The sequence below is a fragment of the Microbispora sp. NPDC004025 genome (assembly GCF_053604425.1).
Genome location: NZ_JBSGHN010000024.1, coordinates 71,793 through 88,981, shown reverse-complemented (window position 1 = coordinate 88,981; position 17,189 = coordinate 71,793). Strand labels below are relative to the sequence as shown.

Here is a 17,189-nt window from a genome sequence, read left to right as displayed (position 1 = left end):
GCACAGCCAACACAACCACCGAAGTGATCGAAGAGGAGTGCGCCGAACCGCGCCGACAACAGAAGATTACCAGGGCCCGGCACTGCCATGACCCGGTTCGAGAACAACGCCCCCGACGCGGGAGCTATTCCCGGCGACGCCGGCCCGGGGTGGCGCGGTGTCGGCCGGTGCAACACACCGATCGGTCGCGGGTGTTCCCGCAGGTCACCGCCGGGGGCACCCCCCGCATCGGAGATGCCGCAAAACGTACGAGCGGGGAGGGACAACCAGATCCGGCTCTCAAGCATCTACTTAGCGCCGCGGCGATCACGTCGGCATGGCACGGACTATCGGGGAGGCACGAGGTGAGGGACGAACGCCGTGAGCGGCTGTCGTCCCCGTGCTGCGCGACGGCTCTGACGGGCCGTCCTCTTCCCACGCAACCGAACGTCAAGCCGCTCGCAATCGCCCCGCGCTACGAACACGATGCGGAAGTCCCCGTACGGCGCCAACCCGGCCGCCCGGACTTCCGTCGCTGGAGGTGGCCATCATCATGCGGTCGGAGTTCGACGACATCCGTGCCCACATCACCGCCGAGCCGCCGCGCCCGGGCGATCTGCTCGAGCTCGCGCACTCCCTGCTCGACGACCTGGAGCTGTTGCGTACGCGCGAGGCGATCCTGCGCTCGCACTACCTCGCGTTGCTGACCGCCGCTCGCGCCTCCGTGGCCGCGGAAGCCGCCGGACATCCGGCGCCCCTCACCTTCCTCCAGCACGAGCTGGCCGAGCACGGTCAGCTTCCCGACGGTGAGCAGGCGCAGCGGATTCTGTCGGACGCCACGGCGGCGCAGGCCATGCTCACCCAGCTCGACGAGCCCGCGCCGCGGCGGCCCCGCACCGCACGCGGCCCTCACTGTGGCGGGTTCAGCCGCAGGCTGCGGGGCTGACCCCGCGGCCTGCGGCTCAGCCGCCGGGGATGAGCTCGTGCACGAAGACGACGTTGGGGTAGGCCGGGTTGTCGGTGAACCCCTGGACGTTGCCCAGGTAGGCCCGTTGATAGGTCAGCACCCACGGCACGGCCACCACCGCCTTCTCCTCGATGAGGCTGCGCTGGAGGCCGGCGTACGCCGTCTCGGCGGCGGAGCGGTCGCTCGTCCCCAGTGACGGCAGTTGGTCGATCTTGGCGTCGATGTCCCTGTTCTTGAGGTAGGTGAGGTTGAAGGACACCGGCTCGGCGCTGTGGAAGACGTTGAGGAACCACGAATAGGCGTCGGCGTAGTCGGGGTACCAGTACATGACGAAGATGTCCTGGCGCTTGGCCGGGTCCGCGGCCTTGCCCTGGTCCCATTGGTCGTTCCACGGCATGGCCTTGGCGTCGAGCTGGACGTTCAGCTCCGCGAGCGTGCGCTTGAGCCTGCGCACCAGCAGCTCCTCGTCGTCGTCCCCCTCCGCGTAGGTCAGCGTCAGGCGCAGCGGGTTGCCGCCCGGGCCGTACCCCGCCTTGGCGAGCAGCTCGGCGGCCCCGGCGAGGTCCTGCTTCTGGGTCAGGCCGGGAGCGTGACCCAGCAGGCCCTCGGGCACCAGGCCCGAGGCGGGCGCCGCCGCGCCCTTGAGCGCGGCGACCAGGCCGTCGTAGTCGATGGCCTTCTGCACCGCCTTGCGCAGCCGTATGTCGGCGAGTGGTCCGGAGGCGGTGTTGAACAGCACGAGCAGGTTCTGGAACGACGGCACCTGCAGGGTCCGCACGCCCGCGGTCGCCCGGGCCCGCCGGAACAGATCGGGGTTCAGCCGCTGCACGTAGCTCGCCTCACCGCGCAGCAGCAGCCGGTACGCCCGGTCGGGGTCAGGGGTGACGCGGAACTCGATGTTCCGGTAGTGCGGACCCTCCCAGCCGCCCCAGTAGCGGTCGAAGGCACGCAGCACCAGTTCCTTCTCCCGCCCCTTCTTCCAGCTCGCCACCGTGTACGGCCCCGAGCCGGCGTCCCGGCCGGCCTGGAACCACTTCTTCAGGTCGCCCGAGCCCGCCGCCTGGGTGTCGTAGATGTACGACGCGTAGCCGGCGGAGGCGATCAGGTCGAGCGGGGCGGCGTACTTGAGCCGGAACTCCACGGTCAGCGGGTCCTTGACCGTGATCTGCTGCACGGGGTCCCAGATGTAGGCCGCGCCGGCGCCCATCCGCTTGGTGCGCTCGACGGACGCCTTCACCGCGGCGGCGTCCAGCGGCCGTCCGGTGTGGAAGACCACGCCGCCGCGCAGGGTGAACGTCCAGACCTTGCCGTCGGACGACGTCTGCCAGCGCTCGGCCAGGCGCGGCGCCGCGCGCCGCGTCCTCGGGTTGTACTTCGTCAGCGAGTCGTAGATGTTCTCCATCGCGACGACCTCGTTGGAATACGAGCTCGCCGGATCCCAGTCGGTGACGATGTCGAGATGGTGCAGGTAGACGAAGGTGGAGTCCTTCGCCGACGGGAGGTTCGCCGCCGAGATCTCCCGGGCCTCACCGCCGCCGCAACCCGCCAGGGCCAGCACGGCCAGCACTCCCAGCACGAGGAAACGGCGCATGCGTGCGGGTCCTTTCCGTGTCTACCATGATCGACGCTACTGCAAGATCACGATTGGACACGATAAATCCCGCTAATCGATCACAGGGCCCTCATCCGGCCCACCTCGCTGCTAGTCTCTACCTCTGTCACAAAAAGGTCTTATGTGAGGCTTGTTCCTCACTGGGCGAGGTGCCATGAGTCCGCGTAGGCGCGACCGGCCGATCCGGTCCCGGCTCATCGGCCTGCTGCTCGTCCCCCTCTTCTCTCTGGTCGTCCTGTGGGTGGTCACCGCCGGCGTCACCATCGGCGAGAGCCTGAGCCTGCGTACGTACAACACCCTGTGGTCGACACTGCGGCGGCCCGCCGACTCCCTGATCGTCGAGCTGCAGGCGGAGCGCCTGGCCACGGCCCGATACCTCGCCGCGCATCAGAAGAACAACCGCGACGCCATGGTCCTGCAGCGCCAGCGGACCGACAAGACCAGGGAGAAGGTCCGCACGCTGGCCCTGTCCGACTCGTCCAGGTCGGCCACCACCGCCGCGATGCGCACCCAGGTCGACGAGATGCTGGCGGGGCTCAGCCGGATCGACGAGATCCGCGCGGAGATCGACGAGGGGCTGTCGGAGCGTCTGCGCGTCATCGAGACTTACAACCTGGTCAGCGACTCGATCTACCGGATGCACTACAGCCTCGCTCTGATCGACGACATCCCGATCTACCAGCAGTCGCGTGTGGTGATCTCGCTCGGGTACGCCAAGGAGCTGCTGACCCGGGAGCAGGCGCTGGCGGCGGCCACGGGGGCGTCCGGCGGCCTCACCGACGAGGAGCGCAAGCTGTTCACCCAGCTGGTGGGCAACCGCCGGTTCCTCATCGACCAGGGACTGCCCGAGCTGGACGCGGGCCTGCGGCAGCTCCACGTCAACCTGATCACCACCCCGCTCTACCAGCGGCTGCGGCTCCAGGAGGAGCAGATCATCGCGGCGCCCACGATCTCCGCGCGTACGCAGCGGGTGTGGCAGTCGACCTCCGACGACCTGGCCGACTCGTTCCAGAAGGCGCAGACCGAGGCGGCGGCCCTGCTCGCCCAGCGCGCCGCGCCGATCGCCGACTCGATCCTGCGCCGGGCCGTGCTGGTCGGGGGCTTCGGTCTGCTGGCGGTCGTCGCCTCGATCCTGATCTCGCTGCGGGTCGGCGGACGCCTCGCCCGTGAGCTGGCCGATCTGCGGCAGGCCGCGCTCGACCTGGCCAACGAGCGGCTGCCGGGGATGCTGGTCAGGCTCAAGCGGGGCGACGACGTGGACGTGGCCACCGAAGCGCCCCCGATCCAGACGGCGGGCGGGACCGCCGAGATCCAGGACGTGGGGCGGGCCTTCTCGACCGTCCAGAGGACCGCGGTGGAGGCCGCCATCGGGCAGGCCCGCCTGCAGCGGGGTGTCAGCCAGGTGTTCCTCAACCTGGCGCGGCGCAGCCAGACGCTCCTGCACCGGCAGCGGACCCAGCTGCACGGCATGCAGCGCCACACGACCGACCCGGACGTGCTGGAGGAGCTGTTCCGGCTCGATCACCTGACGACCCGCATGCGCCGCCACGCCGAGGGCCTGATCATCCTGTCCGGCAACAGCCCCGGCCGCGCCTGGCGCAAGCCGGTCCCGATGTACGACGTCGTACGCGGGGCCGCGGCCGAGGTGGAGGACTACGCACGGGTCAACGTGCTGCCCATGGAGGACCACGGGCTCGACGGCGCCGCGGTGGCCGACGTCATCCACCTCATCGCCGAACTGATCGAGAACGCCACCATCTTCTCGCCGCCGCACACGTCCGTGTCGGTACGCGGCGAACTCGTCGGCACGGGCTTCGTGGTCGAGATCGAGGACCGCGGGCTCGGCATGACCAAGGAGCGGCTCGCCGAGTTGAACGAGCGTCTGGCCGCTCCGCCGGAGTTCGACATCGCGGACACCGAGCGCATGGGACTGTTCGTCGTCGCGCGCCTGGCCGCGCGGCGGGACATCCGCGTGACGCTGCGGCCCTCGGCCTACGGAGGAACGACCGCCATCGTGCTGCTCCCATCCGCGCTCATGGTCGGCCCCAAGGATCCCGACCTCGCCCGTCTCGCCGCGGGCGAGGTCACCCCGGAGGACATCATCCTCGCCTCGCTGAAACGGGGGCCGCAGGACAACGAGAACACCGGCGAGGAGGACGAAACGTGACGGAGCGCATGCAGGACCAGTGGCTGGACGAGGAGGCCGGGCCGATCGTTCCGGCCTACGCCCTGACCCGCGGACGCGTGCGGCCCGCCAGCAAGGACATCGACCTCGTCGCCATCGTCACCGCGGTCGGCGGGCCCACGCCGGTGAGCCTCGGCCCCGAGCAGTGGATGATCCTCAGCCTGTGCGCCCGCCCGGCGTCGCTGGCCGACATCGCCGCGGCGATCGACCTGCCTCTCGGCGTCGTACGGGTGCTGGTGGGCGACCTCCACGAGCAGGGTCTCGTGAAGGTGCGCCCGCCCGCCAACGTCGCGCGCTTCCCCACCGAGAAGCTCCTCGGCGAGGTGATCAGCGGCCTGCAGGCCCTGTGAGCCCTCACAGCGCCCTCACAGCGCCCTCACAGGGCGTGGGGGTAATGACGCCGGGCGTGCTCGCGAGTGATGTAGCCCTCCCGCAGGTCCGCGCGCACGGCCTCGGGGTCGCGCTCGCCGGGCGGGCCGTACCCCCCGCCGGAGCCGGTGCGCAGGTGCACGACCGCGCCCTTGGGCAGGAAGATCCGCGTCTTCAGCGAGAAGTCCTCGACGCGCCCGTCGGGATACTCCACGGTGAGCCGGTTGGGCCGGCCGGGCAGCCCGCCCTCCAGGCCCCAGGGCGCGAGCGCGGTCCTGGCCAGGCCCGAGGTGAGGTACTGGTCCTCCAGCACCCGGAAGGACAGGTCGAGTCCCAGGCCGCCGCGCTGACGGCCGGGGCCGCCGGAGTCCTCGGCCAGGGCGAGCCGCTCGATCCGCCACGGGTTGCGTGCCTCCCACACCTCGGCGGGGGTGAAGCGGGTGGCCGACTCCGAGATGTACATGAGCGCGCTCGCGCCGTCGGCCGACCGTGAGGCGCCCTGGCCCACCGGGTGCGGCGCGCCGTCCGCCCACGGCTCGCCGGTCGCCTCGCGGTTGCCCCACCACACCAGCGCGTTGATGTCGCCGCCGCTGGCGGCCGGCACCGATCCGGGCACGGCCTCGGCCAGCGCCCTGATGATCAGCTCGATGGCGTGGTCGGAGGGGATGCCGTACATGAAGCAGGGCGCGGGCCGTACGGGATGGAACAGGGAGCCGAGCCGGGTGACCAGCTCCAGCGGCCGGAAGTGGCCCTCGTTGGGCTGTTCGCCCGCACCCGCGAGGAAGGCCACCGCGATCCTGACGGCCGCCACGGTGGACGGCAGCGGGCAGTTGACCGGCCCGCCGACCTGGTCGGGGCAGTCGGTCAGGTCGACGGTCACCGACGAGCCGTCCACGGCGACCTCGACGCCGAACGGGATCGGCGTGCCGTTCACCCCGTCGGAGTCGATGACGCTGGACGCCCGGTAGACCCCGTCGGGCAGGCGCTCGAACCAGCCGCGCACCAGCGCCTCGCCGTGCGCGTACATCCGGGCGACGCAGCGGCGGAAGGTGCCGAGGCCGTGCCGCCGGACCAGCGCGCCGAGGGCCTCGGCGCCGGTCCGCGCCCCGGCCACCATGGCGTTGATGTCCCCGATGACCATCTCCGGCATCCGGCTGTTGGCCAGGATCATGCGGTAGACGTCGCTGACCAACCGCCCGGCGTCGTACAGCTTGACCCCGGGGAAGATCGTGCCCTCCTGGTGGACGTCGATCGTGTCGGTGCAGTAGGGGTCCTTGCCGCCGATGTCGAGCCAGTGGGCCTTGATCGCCGAGTAGGCGACCAGCGTGTCCTCGTGGTAGATCGGCACGACCATCGCCGCGTCCTGCGGGTGGGAGCCCGTGCCGTACGGGTCGTTGTAGAGGATGACGTCGCCGGGGCTGAGCGCGCCGGGACCGCCGACGCCCTCGACGGCCTCCCGCACGCAGAAGCCGAGCGTGCCCATGAACGCCGGCAGCGTCGGCGCCTGCGCCAGCATGCACATGTCGGCGTCGTAGAAGGCGACGGCGAAGTCCAGCGCCTCGTAGATGATCGGCGAGAACGCTGTGCGGATCAGCGACTGCTTCATCTGGTCGGCGGCCGCGTTGAGCCCCTGCCGGATGATCTCGGTGGTCACCGGGTCCGCGCCGTCGCCCAGGCCCGGGTGCGCCTCCGTGTATCGGGTGCGGACGATGGTCATGGCCGGTCCTTCCTCGTGATCAGGAGGCAGCCGCTCTCGTGCGCCTCCACCGCGAAGCCGGCGTCCACGTAGGCGGTCGCGGTCGGCTCCACCACCAGCAGCGGGCCCTCGGCCACGCCGGTCAGGTCCTCCCGGCGTACGACCGGGGCCTCGGCCCAGGCGCTTCGGCGGAACGACCACAGCCGCGTCGTCCCCGCCCCGCGCCCGCCCTCGCCCTCGCCCGAGGGCGGGGCCGGCACCAGAGGGCGCTCGTCGTCGAGCACGACCCGGCTGGTCGCCCGTACGGTGACGATCTCCAGCGGGTCGGGCAGGGTGTGGCCGAAGGCCCGGTGGTAGGCCTCGGAGAAGCGGGCGGACACGGCCGTCAGGTCGTCCTCGCCGAGTCGCACGGGGATCGTCAGCGTGTGCTCCTGCCCCCGGTGGCGCAGGTCGAGGTCCACCTCGCGTGCGGCTCCCGGCTGCGCGAGCCGTTCGAACAGCGACCGCGCCACGTCGTCGACCGCCGGCAGCGCCGCGTCGTCCAGGGGGCGCACCATCGTGCGGGCGGCCGAGCGTACGACGTCGGTCTGCACCAGGCCGACGGCGGAGAAGTTGCCCGCGTTGGGCGGCACCACCACGGTGTCCACGTCGAGCTCGTCGGCGAGCAGGCACCCGAACACCGGACCGGCGCCGCCGAAGGCGACGACGGCCGCGCCGCGCGGGTCGACGCCCCGCTCCACCGTGACGCCGCGCACGGCCTGGGCCATGTGCGCGGCGGCGATCCTGACGACGCCCACCGCGACGGCGTCCACGCCGTCGATGCCGGTCGGGCCGGCCAGCGGCGCCAGCGCGCGGGCCGCCTCCTCGGCCGACAGCTCGATGCCGCCGGAGATGCGCCCGCGGGGGATCATGCCCAGGTGCAGGGCGGCGTCGGTCACCGTGGGCTCTGTCCCGCCCCGCCCGTAGCAGGCGGGCCCGGGATCGGCTCCCGCGCTGCGCGGGCCGACTCGCAGCAGGCCGCCCGCGTCGGCGTACGCGACCGATCCGCCGCCCGCGCCGACCGACCGCACGTCCACCCACGGGCTCTGCAGCGGCAGGCCGACGACCTCGCCCTGGTACAGCAGCGGGAGCCGTCCGTCCTCGATGAGCGCGGTGTCGAAGCTGGTGCCGCCCACGTCGGCGGCGACGGCCGTGCCGAGCCCGAGGGAGGAGCCGAGGGAGGCGGCCAGGCGCGCGGTCGCGGCGGCCCCGGCCACCGGACCGGACAAAATCGTCTCGAACGGCCGGGCCGCGGCCTCCGCCAGCGCCAGCGCGCCGCCGCCCGACCGTGTCACGAGCAGCTCGCCCGCGAACCCTCTGGCCCGCAGCTCGCGGTCGAGGTTGTGCAGGTAAGGGCCCATGCGGTGACGGACGAAGGCGTCCACGACTGTGGTGCAGGTGCGCTCGTACTCCCGGTACTCCCCCGAGACCTCGTGCGACAGCGAGACCGGCCCGGCGAACCCGGCCCGCCTGAGCAGTTCGGCCACCCGCGCCTCGTGCCCGGGGTTGGCGTAGGAGTTCACCAGCACGATCGCGACGGCGTCCACGCCCTCGGCCGCGAACGTCTCGGCGGCCCGCCGTACGCCGCCGGGCTCCAGGTCGCGGACGACCGAGCCGTCGGCGGCCACCCGTTCGGCCACCTCCAGGCGCAGCCGGCGGGGCACGAGCGGCGGCGGCGGGGTCCAGGACAGGTCGTAGGGGTCGTCGCGGTCGCCCCGGCGGATCTCCAGCACGTCGCGGAACCCGGCCGTGGTGATCAGGCCGACGGTCGCGCCACGCCTTTCGAGCAGCGCGTTGAGGCCGACGGTGGTGCCGTGCACGAAGTGGCGACAGCGGGCGAGCAGGTCGCGTGGCACGGCCGCGTCGACCGCCGCGAGGACCCCGCGCTCCGGCGCGGCCGGCGTGGTGGGCTGTTTGGCGACCCTGATCTCGCCGGTCGCGGCGTCGTGCAGGACGAGGTCGGTGAAGGTGCCGCCGACGTCCACTCCGATGACCGTTGTCATGCCTGGCAACGTAGATGTGGCCGCGCGCGGCGTCGATGTGCCCTCACAACGACGAGAACGGCGGTGTTGTGCCCGGGAGACAGTCGTGGCCGAGCACCACGTGGCAGGCGAGCTGAAGCGCGAAGCGGGTCTGCGGGTCGGACAGGTCGGCGTCGAGGGCCTCGGCGATGCGCCTGATCCGGTGGGCCACCGCGTTGGGATGCAGGCTGAGCAGCTCGGCCGCCCGGGTCCGGGAGCCCCAGCAGTCCAGGTACGCCTTGAGTGTGGGCACGGCGTGCGCGCTGAGCGCCCCGAGGCGGTCCAGCGGGGCGAGCATGTCGCGGGCGGCGACCAGCGCGCTCTCGCTGCCGCCCAGCTCCGCGAGGATCGCCTGCACGCCGAGCCGGTCGAACCTGACGACCTCCCCGGCCGCGGCGCGGGCGGCGGCGGCGCGGGCCTGCGAGGCCGTACGGCGCAGCCCGTCGGGGCCCTCCTGGCACGTGCCCACGCCCACCGCCAGGCCCGTGATCAGGGCGTCCGGGTCGCCCGGCGCCGTCTGCTCATCGGTGGTGAGCACCACGAGCACGCCGTCCTGCCATCGGGTGACCAGCGGCGCCGCGGACAGGCCGGCCGCCCCGCCGGGGTCCGGCAGGCGCGGCAGGATCGCGGCGGCCGTCCTGCGCACCTCGCGCAGCACGGGATCGGCGGCCCCGGTACCCCGGGCGGCGTCGGACGCCGGATCCGCGGCGGGGTCGCGCAGGAAGACCGCGACGTGCCAGCCGTCCACGGGCACGCCCTCGTGGCGGGCGCGGCGGGCGGCGGCCCGGGTGTCCTTCGCGCCGAGCAGGGCCAGCAGCGCACGTTCGCGGGCCGCCTCCGCCTCCCGCGCGGCCGCCCGCACCCGGCCGAGCGTGGTCGCGACGACCTGGGCGACGATCGCCGCCGCCGGGTCCTCGCCGTCCCAGCACACGTAGCCGTCCGGCCGCCCGCCGACCCGGATCACGGTCGCGTTGGCCGCCGGATCGGCCAGGTCGGCGACCGCGTACGCGACCCCGACGGAGGCGGACGCCGCGCGCAGGATGTCGTCCTCGCCCGCGCCCTCCATCGCGCCGAGCCCGTCGATCGCCTCCCTCGTACGGCGCAGCAGCAGCCCCGGATCGGCGCGTACGGCCGCGCTGAGGCCGAGCACGGCGTCCGACAGCGAGTGGTCGGAGGCGCCGGCGAGCAGGGCGACCCCCTCCCGCCTGGCCAGCTCCACGATCTCGGGCGTCGTGCCGGCCGGGCCGGGCAGCACGATCCCGGCCAGCCGGCCGCGCCCGGCCAGGCGCAGCGCGTCGAGCACGTCGCACGACCGCATGGCGTGGCGCGACAGGATCGCCAGCGCGCCGGGGGCGGCCGAGGCCAGCTCGCGCATCTCGTCGACGAGGACGACGCTGTCGACCTCGCGGGCGTCCCACGGGCCGGCGACGAGCGTCAGCCTGCGACCGGCGGGCGTCCTGAGCAGGTCACTGACGCGGCGCATCGCGATCCTCACGGGACACGCGGCCCAGCACCTCCTCCGCGCGGTGGCACGCCACCCCGCGCCCCTCGACCTCGCGCGTGCGCGGCGCCTCGTCCCGGCAGCGGTCCACCGCGAGAGGGCAGCGCAGCCGGAACGGGCAGCCGGACGGCGCCGACGCCGCCTCGGTCCGCCCGGTGGCGCGCGGAGGCTCGCCGCCCAGGCGGGGCACCGCGTCACGCAGCGCCCGGGTGTAGGGATGGGCCGGCCGGGTGAGCAGTTCCCGGGTCGGGCCCGACTCGACGACCCGCCCGGCGAACAGCACCGACGACGTACGGCACAGCCGCCCGACGACGCCGAGGTTGTGCGTGATGAGCAGGTAGCCGAGCCCGTGCTCGGCGGCCAGCCGCTCCAGCAGGTCGAGGATCCTGGCCTGCACGGTGACGTCGAGCGCGCTCGTGGGCTCGTCGAGCACCAGCAGCCGCGGCTCCACGGCCAGCGCGCGGGCTATGGCCACCCGCTGCCGCTGGCCGCCGGACATCTCGTGGGGCCTGCGGGCGGCGAGCGCGGGGTCGAGCCCCACGTCGGCGAGGAGCGCGTCCACCCGGTCCCGCCCCTCGGCCCTCGACACGCGGTGGTGGGTGGTCAGCGCCTCGGTGATCGACGCCCCGGCCGTCATGCGCGGGTCGAGCGCCTCGCTGCCGTCCTGGAAGACCGGCTGCACGGCCCGGCGGAACTCGGCCCGGCCCGTCCTGCCGAGCCCGGCCAGGTCGCGCGAGCCGTACCGGACGACGCCGGAGCGCGGGCGCACGAGGCCGAGCAGGGCGCGGGCGAGCGTGGTCTTGCCCGACCCGCTCTCCCCGATCAGGCCCACTCCGCCCTCGTCCACGACCAGGCTCACGTCGTGGACCACGGCCGTCGCGCCGTAGGCGAGGGTGACCCCCTCGGCGGCGAGCAGCGTCATGCCCCCTCCTCGGCTTCGGGTAGCGCGGGCACGGCGGCGACGAGTTCGCGGGTGTAGGGGTCGCGCGGCCGGGCGAACACCTCGGCGGCGGGCCCGCTCTCCACCACGGCGCCCTCGCGCATGACCACGACCCGGTCGGCGATCGTGGAGACCAGCGCGAGGTCGTGGGAGACCAGCAGCACGGCGAGCCCGCGCTCGTCGCGCAGCCGCCGCAGCACCGCGACCACCTCGGCCTGCACGGTCACGTCGAGCGCGCTGGTCGGCTCGTCGGCCAGCACGACCTGGGCGCCGAGCGCGAGAGCCAGCGCGATGGCGAACCGCTGCGCCTGGCCGCCGGACACCTGGTGGGGGTAGCGGCGCAGGATCTCCGGGTCGAGCAGCACCGCGCGGACGGCCTCCCCGGCCCGCTCGCGCGCGTCCGCGCCCTTGACGCCGTGGCGGGCGAGCGCGCGGCGCATGAGCGTGCCCAGGCGCATGGTGGGGTTCAGCGCGGCCTGCGGGCTCTGCATCACCAGGGCGGCCCGCGAGCCGCGGATCTCACGCAGCCGGGCGGGACTCGCCGTGAGCACGTCCACGTCGCCGACGGTGATCCGGCCGGAGACCTCCGCGCCCCGGGTGAGGCCGAGGGCGGCGAGCAGGGTCGTCGTCTTGCCCGACCCGCTCTCCCCGACGATCGCGACGCACTCCCCGGCGGAGACGTCGAGCTCGGGGACCGACGCGATCGCCCGGTCGCCGATCCTGACGGCCAGGTCCCTGATGCTCAACAGGGTCATCGCGCCAGCCTCGCCCTCAGCCCCTCGCCGAGCACGTTGAACGCGAACGCGGTGACCAGGATGGCGAGACCGGGGAAGGTCACCACCCACCAGTCGGTGGTGAACAGCGTCTGACCCTGCTGGACCATCAGGCCCCACTCCGGCGTCGGCTCGTGGGCGCCGAGCCCCAGGTACGACAGCGCGGCGGCGGTGAGGATGACCCCGCCGCCGTCCAGCGACAGCTGGACCAGCACCGGCGTGAGCGAGTTCGGCAGCACGTGCCGCAGCACGATGAGCGGGGCGGGCACGCCCAGGCAGCGCGCGGAGTCGACGAAGCCCCGGGTGGCCACGGACGCGGCGACCGACGCCGTGAGCCGGGCGTACCACGGCCACCAGGTGACCGCGATCGCCACGATCACGGTGGTCACGCTGGGCTGCAGCACCACGGCGAGCGCCAGCGACAGCAGCAGCGCGGGGAAGGCGAGGAAGACGTCGGTCACCCGCATGATCACGTCGCGGGCCCATCCGCCGGCGTACCCGGCGACGACGCCGAGCAGGACGCCGGCCACCCCGGAGACGGCCAGCACCGCGACGGCGATCAGCAGCGAGGTACGGGCGCCGAACAGGACCCGGCTGAGCACGTCGCGGCCGACCTGGTCGGTGCCGAACCAGTGGGCGCCGCTGGGCGGCAGCAACGACTCCAGGGGATGCGTGGCCGAGCCGCCGTCCTCCGGATAGGGGGCGATCCACGGCGCGAGCAGCGCCGCCAGCACGACGACCGCCAGCAGCACCGCCCCCGCCACCGCGAGGCGGTCCACGCCCGCCAGGCGCCGCAGCGGCGTACGGCGGAGCTCGGGCAGGGCCGGCGCGGTCATCGGGCCCTCACCCTCGGGTCGACCACGCCCTGGAGGAGGTCCACGGCGAGGTTGGCGACGACGTACAGCACGGCGACCAGCAGCGTCACCCCGGCGATGGCGGGCGTGTCGAGCGAACGGATCGAGTCGGCGGCGTACCGCCCGAGGCCCGGCCAGTTGAACACGGCCTCCACGAGGAAGCCGTTCACGATCGAGTACGCGAAGACGAGCGCTATCAGCGACAGGACCGGGTTCAGCGCGGGCCGCAGGGCGAACCGGGTGAGCACCGCGGTCTCGCCGAAGCCGAGCGCGCGCTCCAGCCGCGCGTGGTCGCGCGACGACTCCTCGATGAGGGCGGCCCTGGTCATCTGGGCCACGACCCCGGCCGGGTACGCCGCGATGACCAGCGCGGGCAGCACCAGATGCGACAGCGTGCTGGTGAGGATCGGCCAGTTGCCGGTGATCAGCGCGTCCACGGCGGTGATGTTGGTGTAGAGGTGCAGGGGGCTGGTCCGGTCGAGCGACGTGTCGTACTCCCCCGCGACGGGGAACCAGCCCAGCCCGCTCGCGAAGACCGTCTGCAGGGCCAGCGCCAGCCAGAACACCGGCACCGACACGGCCAGCATCGACGACAGCCGCACCGACAGGTCGGGCAGGCGGCCCTTGTAGCGCGCGGCGGCGATCCCCAGCGGGATGCCCGCGACCAGCGCGATGATCAGCGCGGCGCCCACGAGTTCCAGCGAGGCCGGGAACGCCTGGAACAGGTCGTCGCGCACCGGCTGCCGGGTGTGCAGGCTGGTCCCCCAGTCGCCGCCCAGCAGGTCGCGCACGTAGTTCCACAACTGGACCGGCAGCGGGTCGTCCAGGCCGAACCGCCGCCTGGCCTCGGCCAGCTCGGCCGCCGTCGCCTTCGGCCCGGCGTACGCCACGGCCGGGTCTCCGGGCACCAGGCGCATGACGGCGAAGGTGAGGACGATCACGCCGGCCACGACCAGGAGGGCCTGGCCGAGCCGGCGGATCAGGTACCCCGGCATGGTCAGGCGCCGGGCTTCAGGTCGTAGACGAAGACCACGTTGGGGTAGGCCGGATTGTCCACGTATCCCTGGACCGTCTTGGCGAAGGCCCGCTGGTAGTTCTGCACGTACGGCACCGCCACCGCGGCCTTCTCGTTGATGATCTTGTTCTGCAGGTCGGCGTACGCCTTCTCCGCGCCGGCCTGGTCGGTCGCGGTCAGCGCGGGCAGCTCGTCGATCTGCTTGTCGACGGCCTCGTCCTTCAGGTAGGAGAGGTTGAACTGCACGTCCTTCTCGCCGTGGAAGACGTTGACGAACCACGAGTAGGCGTCGGCGTAGTCGGGGAACCAGTACATGACGAAGATGTCCTGCCGCTTGGACGGGTCCTTCGCCTTGCCCTGGTCCCACTGCGTGGTCCACTGCAGCGGCTTGGCCGACAGCTTGACGCCGAGCTTGTCGAGCGCCGAGGAGAGCAGCGTGACCAGCAGCTCCTGGTCGGCGTCGCCCTGGGCGTAGGTCAGCGTCAGTTCGAGCCGCTTGCCGCCGGGGCCGTAACCGGCCTCCTTGAGCAGCGCCTCGGCGCCGGCGAGGTCCTGCTTGGGGGTCATACCGGGGGCGGCGCCGAGCAGGCCCTCGGGGACCAGCCCGCTGGCCGCCACGCCCGAACCCTTCAGCGCCGCCACGAGACCGTCGTAGTCGATGGCCTTCTGCACGGCCTGGCGCAGCTTCACGTCCTTGAGCGGGCCGTCGGCGGTGTTGAGCAGCACGAGCAGGTTCTGGAACGACGGCGTCTGCGAGGTCTGCACCGTGTCCGTGCCGCCCGCCTGGCTGAACAGCTGTGCGTTGAGCCGCTGGACGAACGTCACCTCGCCGCGCTGCAGAAGCTGCCAGGCGGTGGTCAGCTCGGGCGTGACCCGGAAGGCGACCTTCTTGTAGTGCGGGCCGTTCCAGCCGCCCCAGTAGCCGTCGAACGCCGTGAGCGTGAGCTCGGTCTCCTTGCCCTTCTGCCAGCTCTCGATCGTGTACGGCCCGGAGCCCGCGTCGTGTCCCTCGCCGAACCACTTCTTCAGGTCGCCCGGGGCCGCCGTGGTGTCGTAGATGTACGACGCGTAGCCGGCCGAGGAGATCAGGTCGAGCGGGGCGGGGTACTTGAGCGTGAACTCCAGCGTCGTGGCGTCCTTGGCCTCGATCTTGTCGACCGCGCCCCAGATGTAGGCCGCTCCCTGGCCCTCCTTCATCGTGCGCTCGATCGCGGCCTTGGCCGCGGCGGCGTCCACCGGCTTGCCGGTGTGGAACTTCGCGCCCTCGCGCAGCGTGAACGTCCACTTCTTGCCGTCGGGCGAGGAGGTCCACGAGGAGGCCAGCCGGGGCTCGGTCTTCTTCGTCTGGGGGTTGTAGCGGGTGAGCGACTCGTAGATGTTCTGCATCGCGATGATCTCGTTGGAATACGAGCTCGCGGGGTCCCAGTCGGTGACGACGTCCAGGTTGGGGACGTACACGAACGTGCTGTCGGCCGCGCCCCCGGCCGGGGCCGCCGTCGAGCCCGGCTGAGGGGAGTCTTCCGCGCCGCGGACCTTCCCGCCCGCGCAGGCCGCGGCGGTGAGGGTCACTGCGGCCACGGCTGCCGCGGCGAGAAGACGCTTGTGCCAGCGCATGTGAGGGGGTTCCTTTCCTATCCGGCCTGCCGGGCGAGGGGGCCGGCGGCCTTGACGTGCAGGCGCACCGCGGGCTCAGGAAGGTAGCTGAGAGGGATCTCGCTGAGCTCGACGATCTGGACGGATGCGGGGTCGGCCCCGGCGGCGACGGCCCGCGCGGCCGCCTCCTCCTTGGCGTTGTCGATCAATGTAGCCCTGGAGCTCCCGCCTCCAGAAGCGGGGACGATCGTTTCGAACCTGCCGCCGGCGAGCGCGATCGCCGCGCCCACCGCGTTCGCGACCTCCGCGTGCGCCGGGCGGACCACCTCGCGCACCCCGGGCACCTTCTCGGCCAGCAGGAACGCGCCGCCGCCGACCGCCACGAGCGGCCGGTCCACCCGGCCGAGCGTCACCCGGTCCACCGCGTCCGCCACCGCCTCGTCCGCGCGCCGTACGGCCCGGGCCAGCCGGTCGCGCCACTCCTCGGGCACCGGGTGCGTGCCGACGTCTCCCCGCCCGGCCGCCACGGCGGCATCGGTCATCGTGGGAGTGGAGCCGCCGAAGACGAGCGCCTCCGTGCCGATCCGGTAGCCGACCGAGCGCGGCCAGGCCCCGACGATCGTGCCGCCGCCGAGCGCGATGGACAGGATGTCGGGCATCCGGAAGTTGGTCGCGACCCCGCCGATCTCGACCGCCGCGGCCGACTCCCGGGGGAACCCGCCCGCGAGCACGCCGAGGTCGGTGGAGGTGCCGCCGACGTCCGCCACGATCGCGTCCGTCACACCCGACAGGTACGCCGCGCCGCGCAGCGAGTTGGCCGGCCCGGAGCCGATGGTCAGCACCGGGTAGCGGGCCGCGTAGTCGACGGCCATCAGCGTGCCGTCGTTCTGCGCGAAGTACGTCTCGGCCTCCAGGCCCCTCGCCGCGAGGGCCTCGCGCAGCGCGCCGGTGACGTCGCGCGCCACGCCGTACAACGCGGCGTTGAGGACGGTCGCGTTCTCGCGTTCGAGCAGGCCGAGCGAGCCGATCTCGTGGCTGAGGCTCACCGGCACGTCGCCGATCTCGGCGCGGATGATCTCGGCGACCCGGTTCTCCTGGTCGGCGCTCGCCGGGCTGAACACGCCGGTGACGGCGATCGCGTCGGCGGGCGTGGCGGCCACGAACCTCCTGACCGCGTCCACGTCGAGAGGCGCGATCTCACGGCCGTCGACGAAGTATCCGCCGCGGACGATCGCGGTGCCCGCCGCCACGGTCTCGCGCAGATCGTCCGGCCACTCGCTGAGCGGCGGCACCGACGTGGTCGCCGGGGCGCCGAGGCGCAGCACGGCGACCCGGCCGAGCGCGCGCCGCTCCAGGATGGCGTTGGTCGCGTGGGTGGTGCCGAGCATGACCCGCTTCACGCGCTTTTCCAGGCCCGGCTCGGGCAATTCGGCGAGGACCGCGTCGAGCGCCGCGCGCAGGCCCTCGGTCACGTCCGGGCTGGTGGGCCGCTTGGCGGCGGCCAGCACCCGGTCGTCGTCGTCGAGGACCACCGCGTCGGTGTTGGTGCCGCCCACGTCGATGCCGACCCGCAACGCGCCCCTCATGCGATCTCCTCGCCTGGCGGCTCGGAGTCGCATTCGCGAATCCCGCTGTGTTCACTGAT

General features: G+C 73.0%; 13 protein-coding genes. 3 read left to right on the top strand and 10 right to left on the bottom strand.

Annotated features, from left to right (window positions below):
* The first annotated feature begins 520 nt into the window (after positions 1 to 520).
* Positions 521 to 925, top strand: coding sequence for a hypothetical protein (locus tag ACWEQG_RS37345; RefSeq protein WP_452292171.1), 405 nt, complete (start codon positions 521 to 523; stop codon positions 923 to 925).
* Positions 926 to 941: 16 nt separating this feature from the next.
* On the opposite strand, the gene ACWEQG_RS37340 is transcribed toward ACWEQG_RS37345, so the two are convergent.
* Positions 942 to 2,537, bottom strand: a complete 1,596-nt coding sequence (locus tag ACWEQG_RS37340; protein WP_452292169.1) for an ABC transporter substrate-binding protein — start codon at positions 2,535 to 2,537, stop codon at positions 942 to 944.
* A gap of 175 nt (positions 2,538 to 2,712) precedes the next feature.
* On the opposite strand from ACWEQG_RS37340, the gene ACWEQG_RS37335 reads away from it, so the two are divergent.
* Complete coding sequence (locus ACWEQG_RS37335; RefSeq protein ID WP_452292167.1) at positions 2,713 to 4,725, top strand: sensor histidine kinase; 2,013 nt, start codon at positions 2,713 to 2,715, stop codon at positions 4,723 to 4,725.
* Positions 4,722 to 5,093 (top strand): DUF742 domain-containing protein, encoded by a 372-nt coding sequence (locus ACWEQG_RS37330; protein WP_363465114.1) that lies wholly within the window; start codon positions 4,722 to 4,724, stop codon positions 5,091 to 5,093. The genes ACWEQG_RS37335 and ACWEQG_RS37330 overlap by 4 nt, the downstream gene beginning before the upstream one ends.
* A 26-nt stretch (positions 5,094 to 5,119) precedes the next feature.
* Here the strand turns inward: ACWEQG_RS37330 and ACWEQG_RS37325 are convergent, their stop codons facing one another.
* The 9 genes from ACWEQG_RS37325 to ACWEQG_RS37285 are packed head-to-tail and all read right to left on the bottom strand — an operon-like array spanning position 5,120 to position 17,130.
* A complete protein-coding gene (locus ACWEQG_RS37325; protein WP_452292165.1) occupies positions 5,120 to 6,829 on the bottom strand; it encodes a hydantoinase B/oxoprolinase family protein in 1,710 nt (569 codons plus the stop codon).
* Positions 6,826 to 8,850, bottom strand: a complete 2,025-nt coding sequence (locus tag ACWEQG_RS37320) for a hydantoinase/oxoprolinase family protein (protein ID WP_452292163.1) — start codon at positions 8,848 to 8,850, stop codon at positions 6,826 to 6,828. The genes ACWEQG_RS37325 and ACWEQG_RS37320 overlap by 4 nt, the downstream gene beginning before the upstream one ends.
* Positions 8,851 to 8,893: 43 nt before the next feature.
* Complete coding sequence (locus ACWEQG_RS37315) at positions 8,894 to 10,351, bottom strand: PucR family transcriptional regulator (protein WP_452292161.1); 1,458 nt, start codon at positions 10,349 to 10,351, stop codon at positions 8,894 to 8,896.
* Entirely contained in the window at positions 10,335 to 11,291 is a 957-nt protein-coding gene (locus tag ACWEQG_RS37310; protein WP_452292160.1) for an ABC transporter ATP-binding protein, read from the bottom strand. Before ACWEQG_RS37310 ends, ACWEQG_RS37315 begins: the two co-directional genes overlap by 17 nt.
* Positions 11,288 to 12,064 carry an ATP-binding cassette domain-containing protein gene (locus ACWEQG_RS37305; protein WP_452292158.1) on the bottom strand — a complete coding sequence of 259 codons (777 nt, stop codon included), beginning with the start codon at positions 12,062 to 12,064 and terminating at the stop codon, positions 11,288 to 11,290. Before ACWEQG_RS37305 ends, ACWEQG_RS37310 begins: the two co-directional genes overlap by 4 nt.
* Positions 12,061 to 12,918: an ABC transporter permease gene (locus ACWEQG_RS37300; RefSeq protein ID WP_452292156.1), complete on the bottom strand. Its 858-nt coding sequence runs from the start codon at positions 12,916 to 12,918 to the stop codon at positions 12,061 to 12,063. The genes ACWEQG_RS37305 and ACWEQG_RS37300 overlap by 4 nt, the downstream gene beginning before the upstream one ends.
* The gene (locus ACWEQG_RS37295; RefSeq protein WP_452292154.1) at positions 12,915 to 13,931 is read right to left on the bottom strand and encodes an ABC transporter permease; all 1,017 of its coding nucleotides are present in this window, start codon (positions 13,929 to 13,931) and stop codon (positions 12,915 to 12,917) included. Before ACWEQG_RS37295 ends, ACWEQG_RS37300 begins: the two co-directional genes overlap by 4 nt.
* A 2-nt stretch (positions 13,932 to 13,933) precedes the next feature.
* On the bottom strand, positions 13,934 to 15,565 hold the full coding sequence (locus ACWEQG_RS37290; RefSeq protein WP_452292152.1) for an ABC transporter substrate-binding protein: 1,632 nt from the start codon (positions 15,563 to 15,565) through the stop codon (positions 13,934 to 13,936).
* 17 nt (positions 15,566 to 15,582) lie between these two features.
* On the bottom strand, positions 15,583 to 17,130 hold the full coding sequence (locus ACWEQG_RS37285) for a hydantoinase/oxoprolinase N-terminal domain-containing protein (RefSeq protein WP_452292150.1): 1,548 nt from the start codon (positions 17,128 to 17,130) through the stop codon (positions 15,583 to 15,585).
* Positions 17,131 to 17,189 lie beyond the last annotated feature (59 nt).

What these genes read in the sequence shown, in the direction of transcription:
- ACWEQG_RS37340 (WP_452292169.1), bottom strand. Translation starts at nt 2,537, where the DNA reads ATGCGCCGTTTCCTCGTGCTGGGAGTGCTGGCCGTGCTGGCCCTGGCG.
- ACWEQG_RS37335 (WP_452292167.1), top strand. Translation starts at nt 2,713, where the DNA reads ATGAGTCCGCGTAGGCGCGACCGGCCGATCCGGTCCCGGCTCATCGGC.
- ACWEQG_RS37325 (WP_452292165.1), bottom strand. Translation starts at nt 6,829, where the DNA reads ATGACCATCGTCCGCACCCGATACACGGAGGCGCACCCGGGCCTGGGC.
- ACWEQG_RS37320 (WP_452292163.1), bottom strand. Translation starts at nt 8,850, where the DNA reads ATGACAACGGTCATCGGAGTGGACGTCGGCGGCACCTTCACCGACCTC.
- ACWEQG_RS37315 (WP_452292161.1), bottom strand. Translation starts at nt 10,351, where the DNA reads ATGCGCCGCGTCAGTGACCTGCTCAGGACGCCCGCCGGTCGCAGGCTG.
- ACWEQG_RS37310 (WP_452292160.1), bottom strand. Translation starts at nt 11,291, where the DNA reads ATGACGCTGCTCGCCGCCGAGGGGGTCACCCTCGCCTACGGCGCGACG.
- ACWEQG_RS37305 (WP_452292158.1), bottom strand. Translation starts at nt 12,064, where the DNA reads ATGACCCTGTTGAGCATCAGGGACCTGGCCGTCAGGATCGGCGACCGG.
- ACWEQG_RS37300 (WP_452292156.1), bottom strand. Translation starts at nt 12,918, where the DNA reads ATGACCGCGCCGGCCCTGCCCGAGCTCCGCCGTACGCCGCTGCGGCGC.
- ACWEQG_RS37295 (WP_452292154.1), bottom strand. Translation starts at nt 13,931, where the DNA reads ATGCCGGGGTACCTGATCCGCCGGCTCGGCCAGGCCCTCCTGGTCGTG.
- ACWEQG_RS37290 (WP_452292152.1), bottom strand. Translation starts at nt 15,565, where the DNA reads ATGCGCTGGCACAAGCGTCTTCTCGCCGCGGCAGCCGTGGCCGCAGTG.
- ACWEQG_RS37285 (WP_452292150.1), bottom strand. Translation starts at nt 17,130, where the DNA reads ATGAGGGGCGCGTTGCGGGTCGGCATCGACGTGGGCGGCACCAACACC.